The 13660-nt window shown below is 33.4% G+C and carries 6 protein-coding genes; all 6 read right to left on the minus strand.

The genetic code is table 11. The annotated features are described in order from the left end of the window. Positions 1-212: 212 nt before the first annotated feature. The gene (locus M2265_RS11840; RefSeq protein ID WP_132772192.1) at positions 213-1748 is read right to left on the minus strand and encodes a RagB/SusD family nutrient uptake outer membrane protein; all 1536 of its coding nucleotides are present in this window, start codon (positions 1746-1748) and stop codon (positions 213-215) included. 11 nt (positions 1749-1759) lie between these two features. Next, on the minus strand, positions 1760-5002 hold the full coding sequence (locus tag M2265_RS11845; protein ID WP_132772191.1) for a SusC/RagA family TonB-linked outer membrane protein: 3243 nt from the start codon (positions 5000-5002) through the stop codon (positions 1760-1762). A gap of 1058 nt (positions 5003-6060) precedes the next feature. Next, the gene (locus tag M2265_RS11850; RefSeq protein WP_132772190.1) at positions 6061-6753 is read right to left on the minus strand and encodes an energy transducer TonB; all 693 of its coding nucleotides are present in this window, start codon (positions 6751-6753) and stop codon (positions 6061-6063) included. Positions 6754-6838: 85 nt separating this feature from the next. Next, positions 6839-7702 carry a DUF1735 domain-containing protein gene (locus tag M2265_RS11855; protein WP_132772189.1) on the minus strand — a complete coding sequence of 288 codons (864 nt, stop codon included), beginning with the start codon at positions 7700-7702 and terminating at the stop codon, positions 6839-6841. Positions 7703-7715: 13 nt separating this feature from the next. Next, positions 7716-9290, minus strand: coding sequence for a SusD/RagB family nutrient-binding outer membrane lipoprotein (locus M2265_RS11860; RefSeq protein ID WP_021190811.1), 1575 nt, complete (start codon positions 9288-9290; stop codon positions 7716-7718). Between the two features lie 11 nt (positions 9291-9301). After that, positions 9302-12439, minus strand: a complete 3138-nt coding sequence (locus M2265_RS11865) for a SusC/RagA family TonB-linked outer membrane protein (RefSeq protein ID WP_132772188.1) — start codon at positions 12437-12439, stop codon at positions 9302-9304. Between the last annotated feature and the right edge of the window lie 1221 nt (positions 12440-13660).

Below are 13660 nucleotides of genomic sequence, written 5' to 3' on the forward strand. Positions count from 1 at the left end.
ACAATAGGAGGCCTATTTTCATGAAAGTCTATATTGGTATAGACAATATACGAAAAAAGGAATAAGCTACTCGATTTTGAATTAAATAATTCTCAATGACGACTTGATAAACAGTTATATTATAATATTAAATTATATTCATAAAAAAAGCCTCCAAAAAGCTTAAATCTTCTTGGAGGCTTTGAATTGAATCAAGGCTTTAATAGTAATATTTATTCTAAGCCTTTATTATAGTCTGACTCTCTTAATGGAATAGACCATGTCCATTTATTTTTATCTTGAGGATTGATGGTAACGGCTAATGACGTCAAGAAATTTCCTCCATTTGCATGCGCGTTTCGAATGATCGGATCACCCCATCTTTTCATATCAAACCAGTCAAATCCTTCACCCCAAAGCTCAATTGCGCGATATAATTTGATTTCCTTTAATAATTCTGCACCTGTTTTTGTACAATTATACTTTGCATCTCTACCAGAAGAAGAATTTAATTCATTCAAAGTAGCTTGAACCGCAGTTGCCGGCTTATTTTGGAAATATTTAGCTTCAGCTTCAATCAAGTACATCTCAGCAGCTCTAAAGTGATTCAGATTACCTACACCAGGAAGATCTTTTGCTTTAAATTTAAAATTCATATAAGCATAAGGAACCGCTGTCGATTGTAAATCTGGAAATGTACGAAACGCTCTAGCTTTCATTTCAGGACCTGCAATACCAGTCGCTGTTGTATATGCCTCACCTTTAGGATCCAAAAATAGATCTCTTCTGATATCAGAAACAGGGATTTTATCAAAAAGCTCTCTACTGATAATTTTTGGTGTTGTTCTAGCAGCACTAGCAGTTGAATTATAAGCTATATAGGATTGGAATGAGTAAAAGAATAATGTTTCATCTGCCGCACCATAACTACTCCAAATCCATTCTCCATTTGGATCATAAAATCCGCTCTTATATTCATCATTATTCATCAATTTATAATTTTCGCGAGCGAGAATAGCAAATTTTTCAGCATTTACATAATCTTGTTTATTCAAAGCTGCTCTTGCATAAATAGCATAAGCGACATCTTTATTAACCTGAAAGTTCTTCCCTGATTCGCGGTTTAATTTTGACTCATCGTACATGGATATCGCATCGCTTAAATCCTTATAAATTAAATCATAAGTCTGTCCAAGAGTGGACAATGGCATATCACCCGTAGACACATCTGTTCTTAAAACTAAGCCGCCAGTTTGTCCATTGTTTGAATCACTCCATCTATTACCATAAATTTGAGCTAACATCATGAAGCTGTATGCTCTAAAGGTTAAAGCTTGAGCTTTTATAAATTGTTTTTCTGCAACTGGCCCCTCTGCACCATCAATATTTAATACAATTTCATTTGCGTTCGAAATTAATTTATAGTAATAATACCAAGGATAATATAAATAGATACTCGTTAAGTTCTGATTATAATTGGAGTTAATGATATCAGCCCAACCACTTAGATTGACAAAAAAATTGTTACCTGGGTAGTTACCGTAGTACATCTTTATTGTGCCCTCACCATTGAAACCTTGACTACTTAAATATTGTTGTGTCATCATCTTGGCAAGACCATTTACAGCAACTTTAGCGCTTTTTGTAGTTGCAAAAACTTCAGATTTCTCTACAGAGTCTGTAGGACGTGTATCTAAATAATCTTTACTACAAGACGAAAGAGAGACAACTCCTAATAATAATAACTTTATATAATTAATTTTTTTCATTGTTTAAATTCTTATAGTCCAACTTTTACACCAAAAGATACAGTACGAGGAGTAACCCAAGCATTTGTACTTATACCGTTCCATTGTTGTTGTGGGTTCATACCTTTACGCTTTGTCATTGTAGCCAAATTTTCTATTCCTGCTACTATTGTTACTGAAGATAAATCAATTCTGTTGATCAACTGCTTTGGCAAACGGTATCCAAATGCAATATTTTTCACAACAAGATATGATCCGTCTATAAGAAAGCGGTCACTCGTAAAATTATTCATATTACTTTGTGAAAAGTTGATAGCTGGAATTCCATTAGGATCTAATCTATTTTCAGATGTCGTAGTCATTCCTTCTGGCATACCTGACCATGAGTTCATAATATCTGTGTGCAAAGCTCCAGGAGTTCCTGACATACTCATTAAATCTCTGTAGGATGAGTCAAAAACTTTACCTCCAATTGCGTAGGTAAATAAAGCTGATAAACTGAAATTTTTATATTCAAAGTTTGTATTGAAACTACCGCTCATTTTTGGGATAACCGAACCGGACCAGTCTCTTACACCATAAGTTGAAGCATTGGTAACATAATATTTGCCATTGATTTCAACAAGTTCGGCTGCAGGTATTGCCGCCTTATCAGGCGCAGAACCATTCACATTAAATCTTTCTGTATCTGCTAAATAGAGTGATTTACCTGTCATCTGGTCTACCCCAGCATATTTAAACATCCAAAAATCATAACGTCCGCCACCTTCAACCCATTTAAAGTTTCCAGTTATAACGCCATTTTCTCTGTTTTCCTCTGGCAAACTTAAAATTTTGTTGGTCAACCACGTCGCGTTAGCACCAACGTTCCATCTCCAACCTTCACCTCTTAATACATCTACGTCGAAAGTTAATTCAATACCTCTATTAGACATTGATCCAATGTTTTTAGTTACAGTTGAAACAGCAGTACTTGTTGAGTTAGGCCCCGCTGATAACGGTAAATTAAGATCAAAAATCAAATTTTTTGATTGTTTATTGAAATACTCGATACTTAAGTTGGCACGTTTGAACAATTTCGCTTCGATTGCTGCAGAAAATGAGCTAGAAGTTTCCCAGATTAAGTCTGGCGAAGGAATCTGACTTTTATAAACTGCTCCTGCATTTGCATTTTGATCCATTGCATATAATGATAAATGCGCATATTTTTTTGCACTTTCATCATTTCCTACTTCTCCATAAGACGCTCTTACTTTAAGGTCATTTACTGTATTTAAAGCATTCTTGAAGAAATCTTCTTTCGATACGATCCAACTACCGCCTAATGACCAAAAGTTACCCCAGCGATTATCTGCACTAAAGCGAGAAGATCCATCTCTTCTAATAGATGCTTCCGCAAAATATTTCCCTTCATAATTGTATCGAGCACGAGACAAGTAACTTTCTACACGATAATCTTCTTGATAATCATACAAAGAAGTAATCTTTGTAAAGTTGATCATATCAGTTTTACCAGCGAAGATTTCATCTGTCTTATACCCATAAAGGTAACTCATGTTATCATAATAATTTTCATGACCCGCCAATACATCAATGTGATGCGCGCCAAAATCTTTATTCCAAGTTAACAATTGTTGGGTTGTATAATTCTTGTATCTATAGGTACGTCTTGCAGCACGGCCCTGCCCTACTCCATCACCGATAATCGCGTTATTATAGGTACGACGCTCAGAGTTACGTACATTTAAATCACCATTAACCGTAAAAGTAAAATCCTTTAAAAACTTAAATTCTAGAAAAGCTCTACCGTTCATTGTATTTTTAATGGTTTGATCGCTATTCAATTCATTTTCCCAAATTGTGTGGCGTCCCACATATTGCAATCGTGTAGATTCTCCATTATCGTACTGTTTTTCTCCCAAAAGACCTGGTGCATAACCTCCATCTGCATTATGTAGATGAATTGGATAAATAGGTGCAATTGAACGTGCATAGTTAAAAGGATTTGTAAATGAACCAGCATCATCTGTGGAACCGCTAATTCTATCCGAAATCTGGTGAGAACCAGCTAAATTGAAACCATATTTAAACCAATCTTTAGCTTGGAGTTCAGCATTCAATCTTCCCGTAAACCTTTTTAATCCAGAATTTTTAATATATCCCTTTTCATTTAGATATCCAGTAGAATAGAATACTTTAGCTTTATCAGTTGCAGTAGTTCCATCAATATTATAATTTTGGCGATGCCCAACACGATCCACCTCACTAAACCAATCTAAATCGTCACGATATCCATTTTTTATTTGTGCATCTGAAACCAATTTTCCATTTTCATCAAATAATTTATTATCCTCTTTATCATAAATATTTAATTTCAGGTAGTTACTAATTAAAGACTTGGAAGCCTCAGCGTTAGCTAGCTCTGTTGTTGGATAAGCTTTGGAGTTCGTGCTCAACAGGTTATTTCGGTATCCTGTCCACATAGCTTCCATAAATTGTCTATCATTTACACGGCTATATTCAGCAATTCCTCTTGAGTAAAATCCTTGATCTGTCGATACATTAACCTGAGAACGACCAATCTTTCCTTTTTTTGTTGTAATAATGATTACACCGTTACTTGCTCGACTACCGTATAGAGCAGATGAAGATGCATCTTTCAATACAGAAATACTTTCAACATCATTGGGATTGATATCAGAAATATCACCACCAAAAGGCACACCATCAACTACATATAAAGGGTCATTAGAGCCATTTAAGGATGAAAAACCGCGGATTCTAATACTTGGCTCATCACCAGGCATGCCCGAAGTATTATTTATTTGAATACCTGCTGCTGATCCTTCCAAAGCTGCAAAAGCATTTGTTACTGGTCTTTTTTCTAAATCTTTTGCTCCTATTGATGATACAGAACCCGTTAGTGATTCTTTTTTAGCAGTACCGTAAGCGACAACAACAACTTCACTAAGTTCTTCTCGCGAATCTTCCAAAGTAACATTAAATGTTGAAGCACCTTCTTTAACGATTAATGTCTTTTCGCCATATCCTAAGGATTTAAAAACGATTATCTTTCCAGTAGGTACAGAAAAAGAATAGTTTCCATTTGAATCGGTTTGAGTAGCTTGATTTGACCCCTTTACAACTATTGTCACTCCAACTAATGGCTTGCCATCAGCGCCTACAACGCGACCAGCAACCTTTTTCTCTTGAGCAAAAGCGACCGATGTCAGAATCATACTACCCACAAAAAAACTGAGTAATGTTTGTTTCATATATTTATATTTATTTAAATGTGTAAAGTCATAAAAAAAGACTTTGGCTAAGTAATTTCGTTTACTAAACAACTATAAATCAAAACCTTACTATCTTTTTAAACATTTCATCAATAGTTAGTTTTACGCAATCGATTGCATATTTTTAATGCATAAGACTATTTGTCAAGCTTAATATGTAAAAAGAAATACGATTGTATAGTGCTAGAGTGCTTTTCAAAGTGAGCGAATTGCAAATATTTTAAAAATATCTGTCTAACGCCATTTGTTAAATAATGTTAAAACCAAAGTTATAACATTATTTTTATTTAGCAAATTTTTGCAACTATTTTTTTATACCGTTTAAAAAACGCATCGAAAACAAGTTTCAACAAATGAATTTATAATTACTACTTTTTAAATCATTAGCGAATCTGCTATTACGGTGATTCAAATATAATATCGGAAATCCAAAAAGTTGGTCATTGGGAATCATAAAGTAATATCTCATAATAAAAAAATGAAGATTATCTAGAGCAATTTGAGACGTATTCATCTTTTATAATTACGATGAGAGAAATGTTTATAAATAATAGAGTTCGCAACTAACCGCAATAAACTGCAACATCCGCAAAATCAGGAAAGGGATTATTCAACATATATCTATCACTTTATCAGCTTATTAAAAGACAATAATAGGTCGATATAAACTCAGTATATGTATTTTTTACTAAATTATAATTTTTAAAGATTATACTTTTGACGCAATCTAGAGACTTAACAAAAACCATTTTTTTAGTTCTGTTATCGAACCAAAGATTCATCATAAAAGCATTTACTTTTAGTGAGTGTTATAGCGAGATTTTCAAATATAAAGGGGAGATTAAACTTCTTAATTTTTTACAAAAATAAAACCTAATTGTCTGAAAGCACCTAAAAAAAATAAATATGCCAATAATTGGAAGCCTATTCTCATTAACGTATATATTGCTATAGACTTTAATGGAAGTAACTGATAATAAAACAAAAAAGCCGTGATAAAATCACGGCTTTTAATTAAAAATTTTAAAAAGATCTTATTAAATATGCCTTCTAAACTCTTTCAATTTTAAAGTAAACGGTAAAATTACTGTTGATTTAACTGGAATACCATTTTCTTTTGCTGGCTTCCATTTTCCTGCTCTATTTAAGGCGCGAACAGCATTTGTTAAAATTCCATATCCAGGATCATTTTTCAATTTTACTGCGCTAACCTTACCATCCTCTTTCACTATAAAACTCAAAACATATTCTCCTGATATACCAGCTTTTAACGCCTCATCTGGATATTGAAAATTTTTATAGAATTTTTCGATTAATACTCCCATACCATCAACAGGTTCTGCAATACTTCCGTTTAAACTTTTTGAAGATGCACTTGTATTCAACACTTTATAGGGTAAGCGAACCCAGGAAGCAACTGTTAGTCCATCCTTTATTGCTGGTTTCCAATCTCCAGAAGACTTCACTGCTTTTAACAAACGTAATGCCATTCCAGAATCAAGATCTTTCACAATATCAGCAGAATCAATTTTACCGGATTTATTTACTCTTAGATCCAATATAATTTCACCCGATATATCTTTATTGACTTCAGAATCTAACAACATAAATCTTTCATTAACTGCCTTAATAAAATTTTCGGAACCTACCACTGGTTCTGCTACCTTATTTTGCCCAAGACAAAAAGTAATACCAATTAAGGTATTGAAAATAAACATAAATGTTTTCATAAAAATTGGCTTCTAATAAGATATTACTTTATCTTAAAAGCCGAAGTATAATTCTTCGGCTTTTAAAACATTTTTAATTTTATTTCTATCTAGGACCAGTATAAACAAATGTTTCTTCAAAAGTTCTACCTCCACCTGCTTGTTTCCAGTAAACTTTTAGAGTTTTAGTTGCTGGGTCGTAAACACTCCTTACATCTTGTGGTGTTTGAACTCCGAGGGAAGGACAAGCAACTGTAATTTGATTTGTTGCAACATCTATTGTATACACAACTTCATTGGAATAAGTCCCTAAAAGCCCTGGATCCAAAGATCCTTTATTACTTCCAACGGTAACCAATTTTACTGTTTTATTTGCGTTAGGAACCAATGATGTAGTAGCAGATGTTGTATATTTATATACACCATCGAAAAAGTTTTTAGCACCTAAATTAAGAATAATATTTCCAAAATTTCCAGATATTACCCCAGCAGATACAGATTTAATTGTCAAACCAATTGCATAATCTTCATCAAACGTAAATTGATCTGGCTTTAAATTAATTGGAATTAAAGCCTCTCTTTCTCCTTTTTTAATAGTTACTTCAGTAGAGCTTAAACTGTAAAGTGATGGAGAAAGTTCTGCATATTCAGTCTCATTTTCTTCATTATATTTTTCAATTAGAGAATTATTGACAGCAATTACAACTTTTATGTCACTTTCAGCTTTTTTTGCACCGACACATTTCAATTTCAAATTCAGAACTCCTGTTGGCGCAATATCATATGCTAAAGAGTATAAAGGAATAGAGCTTGTCTCTGCAGATACTGGTACCGAAACGTCTCCGAATTCGATTATATTAGCAACTGAACCATCAGCGTCAGGACCAATTAATTCTTTATCCTTCAAACAAGATGATAGAATCGTGGATAGTACCAATGCTAAAGAAATATATTTTAATATCTTTTTCATGTTTTTTTAAATTTTATTTTGCCCAAAATATTTTTGATGAATATTTATCCACAGAAGGTACATTAGCTGCATTATAGCTAAACTCAGTATTTGGATATAAAATTCTAGTTGGTAATTTATCCGGAGATGTTGCTCTTGATGCTATAGAAACAAAAGTAGTTCTAGAATTAGCTGTATTATTGATTCCACTAATAGAAGGATAACCAGTTCGGCGATATTCATTCCATGTTTCATGTCCAAACAAGAAATTCAAAGCAATATACTTTTGAGTTATAATCGCTTCCAACTTTTGTGATTCGGTAGTAGCTAAATTAAAATTCACCAAGTTAGATGTTGAATTTTCTGTTTTGTATGTAGTTAAATAAGCATTAGCATCTCCGGCCGTTTTTGTTGCTGCATCCGCCTCATTTTTATACAAATAATTGTAAGAAGCTTTAATCCCATTTTCAAAATAAGTTTCAGCACTTAACCCAGATACTAATCCTTTTACAACTCCCTCAGCGGCTAAGAATTGAGCTTCAGCAGCTAACATTAAAGGTTGCCCTGCACCAGGACCTTTTATTACCCCTAAACCTCTATAATTTGTTGCACTGATCGTACCTGAAACTGGTCGCATCACCCAAGCCGAAGGCGCAATACCAGCAGGAGGATTATCCGTGTTACCTAATTGATTTTTATTTGTCGATGTACCATTAGCAAATACTAATGACGCTCTTTCTGAATCAGATATTTTAAAGCCATCATAAAATGCCATAACATATGGTGTTGGAATAAACTGTGTACCCCAAGTACCTACTGCGGCATTATCCGCGCCGTAAGCCCAAGTATTCCACATTGGATTTTGTTTTCCTGCAATTTTTGTAAATGTAGGTTGTACAATCACATCACCCTCAATAACACCAATTGCATCTATTGTTTTATTTGCAAATGATGCTTTATCACCAGCTCTTAATATTAAACGTAATTTTAATGTATTTGCAAATTTAGCCCAAGAGGTCATATTTCCTTTGAAAATAACATCACTTCCTGTAAAAGCATTATCTGCTGTCGCAGTTTTAAAAAATGCTATAGCAGCATCTAGCTTCTTAGCTAGATCGACATAAATATCAGCTGCTTTATCATATTTCGGCGTAAGGATCGCACTTCCTTTTAGAGCTTCTGTATATGGAACATCATTATAAGTGTCTACAAGATTTGCAAAGTTATAAACTTTTAATACTTCAGCAGCCTGAGCATACACGACTTTAGAATCACCAGCATTATCGATTACATACTGTAAATCAGTTAACGTATTATAAGGTGTACTCCACAATCCAGTCATAAAACCAGTTGAAAAATCATAAGTGATCATATCACCCCAGCCTGAAACACCTCCAGAGGTAGCATAATAACCGACCAATCGAGAACCATATGTATTATAGGCAGGAACAGATAGAGCTGTAGCTACCATGGCTTGAGGCAACACCAATTCAGGAGTAGATTTCGTTGGTGAGTTTGGATTTTCATTGATATTTAATGCTTTCTCACAAGAAGAAAACACTAATAACGCTGATAATCCTATAGATAAATATTTTATTTTATTATTCATGAGATACAAAATTAAAAAGTTAAACTAACAGAAAAACCGATGTAACGAGATGGCGGAGTTTGACTCAAACCTGTTAAACCAATTGCATTACCATTAGACGATCCGTTTCCATCTGAATACTCTGGATCTGTATATACGTTTGTAGCTGGTGTCCATAAAAACAAATTACGTCCCTGTACACTTACTCTGGCTTTCTTAATTACATTCTGCCCTGCTAGCAAAGTTTTCGGTAAATTATATGATAATGACATCTCACGAATTTTCCAAAATGCTGCTGATGTAACATATGTTTCATCAATATTACGTCTTCCGGTAGCCATGGTCCAATAATCAGCTCCTCCATCATATACTGTTACATTTGTATTTGCTACATAAGCTTGGGTAGCTTCATCCCAATATGATGAATTCGGAATAACAAAGCGTTCACGATCATATGCAGCAGTGTTAATACCTGAACCTGAGAAATCAAATAAATCAGCACCATTATTAAAGATATAGTTACCAGTACGATATTCAGCACTTGTATAGAATGTTAGATCTTTATATGATAAGGAAAGATTTAAGCCTAAAGTATGAGTAGGTAATGCCGCTCCTAAAACTTTAAGACTTCCATCTGTTGTCGGATATCCTGTTATTTTGTCTACAATGATACGACCTTCTGGATCACGATCGTAGGCAGTTCCCATGATAACCGGGAAAGGCTGTCCTTTAACAGCATAAGAACCCGCACCTCCTGTATATGTTGCTAAAGCCAATTGATCTAAACCTTCAGCGATTTCAACAACTTCATTTTTGATGTAAGTAAAGTTACCTCCTAATGTTAAATCCCAGTCATTGGTTCGAATCGGTGAAATACTTAATCTCGACTCGATACCTTTACCTGTTGTAGTACCAGCATTCAACAAATAAGTACTATATCCTGATGCCCATGAAATTCCTGTGGGAACAGTATTATCTGTGGTTTTATTATTAAAATAAGTCAGGTCAGCAGAAATTCTATTGTTCCACCATGCAGATTCAAAACCAAATTCAATCGACCTAGTCATTTCCGGCTTTAAACCCGGTTGAACGATTTGATTTCCAACAGTATGCCCACCAATTCCATTATATGGGTACCCTGAACCTTGTCCGAAAGTAGGAACAGTGGCATAAGCCCCAAAATTAGCTGTACTACCTACGTTCACTTGCCCTACTTTAGATAAACTTCCTCTAAATTTCAAAAAATTTAAAGTTTCAAAATCCTTCAATCCTTCTATTGCATCTGTTGCTACAAATGATAGTGTCGAGCCAGGATAGAAAAACGAGCGATTATCAGGATCTAATATAGAAACCCAATCATTTCTCCCGGTTAATGTTAAGAACAAATAGTTTTTATAAGCTACATCAATTTTCCCAGCTAATCCGAAAGTTCTAGCAAGAAATTGTGACTGAGAAGTTGCAGGTGGATTTAAACTATTTCCTTGATTATAAATATCGTCAACAACTAATCCATTTACTGTAGCTCCTAAATTTGAATTTTGATTCTGTACATATTGGAATAATGCTGTGTAATCAAACTTAAAATCGCCGTTAGTATGTGTTGCGTGTGCATTAAAATCTGAGACAATACTCGTCGAATAAGAAAATGCATCAGCTACACTCCCAGAAATATTCGTTGCCTTATAAGCACCGTGTAAGCCAGCTGCATAATCTGTATATGCAAATTTACCAGTAGTATATTTGTAGGATTGGTTTGAAGTGGTCATACCTACACGTCCCATAAAATCTAACCACTGCAAAGGTTTAAAATTAAGTTCCACATTACCCATAAAATAATCATTTCGGATATTTTGGCGATTATTTGCGGCTATAAAATAAGGGTTATTATAATAAGCATTATAATAACCATTCGGGTTAGCAAATGGATTATTTTCCCAGTCTTTATAACCTGTTAAACCTATATGACCTGGAGATTGTAATACAGCATCATAGATGTTTGCATTTGCTGATGTTTGATCGTAACGATTTTGTGCGTAATATGAAGTATAAGTAATATTGAAAATATCATTTAATTTTCTAGTTCCATTGACACGTGCTGAAGCTCTATTATACTTATCAAACGGAACAGTACCTGTTGAATTCAAATATTGACCAGAAAATCGAAATGAACTGTTTTCATGTTTAGAAGCTACAGATAAATTTGTCATATTGGTAACACCAGTTTCCCAGAATTTATCTTTATCTCCAGACCAAGAGTAAGCACCCTCTTGAATAGATCCATCTTGTAACGGATCTCCAATTTGAACAAGAGAGCCGTCAAAAACAGGTCCATATTGTTGATTTTCATAAGGAACATAAAAAATGGAATGAGCAGAATACCCAGAACCAAAACGTTTTTGAACTTTTGGTAAAAAGTTAACATCTTCAAATGTTGTGGTATTGTCAACAGTGACTTCTACACCATTACTTGCCGCGCCCATTTTAGTTTTTACGATTAAAGCTCCGTTGGACGCTTGAGAACCATAAAGTGCTGCGGCAGAAGATCCATTTAATACGGTTACGTCTTCAACATCGTCAGGATTTAGATTTCCTAACATAGAAGAAGGAGATATCACGTTATCAATTACAATCAAAGCGGTATTATTACCTGTCAAAGATCGCATACCACGTAACATAACACGGTAATTTGGATTAACTCCAGAGCCAACCCCTTGCACGGTTAAACCTGCAACTTTCCCTGTCAAACCTGTTACTATGTTAGTTGGTTTAGCTTTTTGAAGATCATCAGATTTAATGGTCGTTTGGGCAGCTCCAATAGAGCGTCTACTAGCAGTTAAACCAGCACCTGTCACAACAACTTCATCTAATACAGATTCGTTATTAGTTAAAGTAACATTGTACAAAGTAGAACTGGTAGATACTGTAATTGTTTTATCAGAAAAACCAATAGATTTGAAAATCACGATTTTTCCAATCGGCGCATTGATAGAATAGTTACCACTACCATCCGTTTGAGTTGCGAGATTAGTGCCTTGAATTACAACAGTAACACCCGGTATTCCCTTACCATCTGCACCTGTAACCGTACCACTAATTTTTTTTTCTTGAGCAAATGCTACTGAAGTCAGAATAGCACCCCCAAGCAAAAAACTGAGTAATGTTTGTTTCATATGTTTATGTTTATTTAAGTATTTAAAGTCTCTAAAGACTTTGGTTAAGTAAGTTTCTTTTCATAGAATTTTAAGAAATCAAATGCTGCAACAATTCTTAAAATTCAAACTTTATATGACTTGGTATTCTCAGTTATTTTTCCATAACGAAAAAACGCAATCGATTGTCAATTTTTTATTTAATGTATTATTAATATAATACTACACTAAATACTTGTAAATATTACTTTGGTCAATAGGTATTAGTTTTTAACTAATTTAGATTATTTCTGTACTCTTTTAAAATTTAGTAAAAAAACAAGTTGTTAAAAAATGTTAAAAGCAAAGTTAAAATAATAATTCAATTAACCAATTATTGCAAAAAAAAGATACAAATTGACTGCTTTAAATGTAAAATAATTAAACTTATTAAATATCATTAAGACTCTTTTAATAGGTTTTTATAATAAAATCAAGGATTTATGTTCTTTATCCATCAGATTTGCTACGACTAAAATTTTACAGCAGTATTAATTTAGTTAGTTTTATTTTTTAAAAGATCAGTTAGTATACTTTGTTAAAAAAATGTTAAAACAAATATATATCATTTTTTAAATTTGAAATAGCAAAATGATATGCTAGCATATAAAAATATTCAAAAATATTACAACTACCTGATATTCAGTAAATTATTTTTCAACTCATATGTAACAAAAAACTTTACCTGTCAGTTAATCTTATAAAACGAATACTTGTCAATTATTGTCTAAACAATGATTAACGACATAATACAATGAAAACCTAGGCAAAAATTGGTATCCTACCTATACACTGTTATATTTATTCAAAAGAGGCGCTACAGAAATCTTTCATAAAAAGAATCAATATCAGTTCACATCTTAGAATAGTCTATCTCAAAAGAAATAATTTTTTAATTCTAAAAAAAATTCACCGCAACAAGAATTTTACAAAAGAAAATAGTCCTTTTCCAAAATATGTATGTAGCTTTAAGCTTAAATAATAATAACACACAAAAAAATAAACCATTTACGATCCGATTAATATTAAAACTTTATAGATCATCCAGAATTATGTTACTCCATTTGAACCAAGAAGAACGTTCTAAAGCCAAACAATAACTACTATCTGTAATATCAAAATTAGAGTTAGATTCCAATCCCCTTTCATCTTAGCGACGCCAGGCCAGATATAACTCCTTATTACTTTTACTTGTTTTACAGC

The organism is Sphingobacterium kitahiroshimense, from assembly GCF_025961315.1.
Taxonomy (GTDB): domain Bacteria; phylum Bacteroidota; class Bacteroidia; order Sphingobacteriales; family Sphingobacteriaceae; genus Sphingobacterium; species Sphingobacterium anhuiense.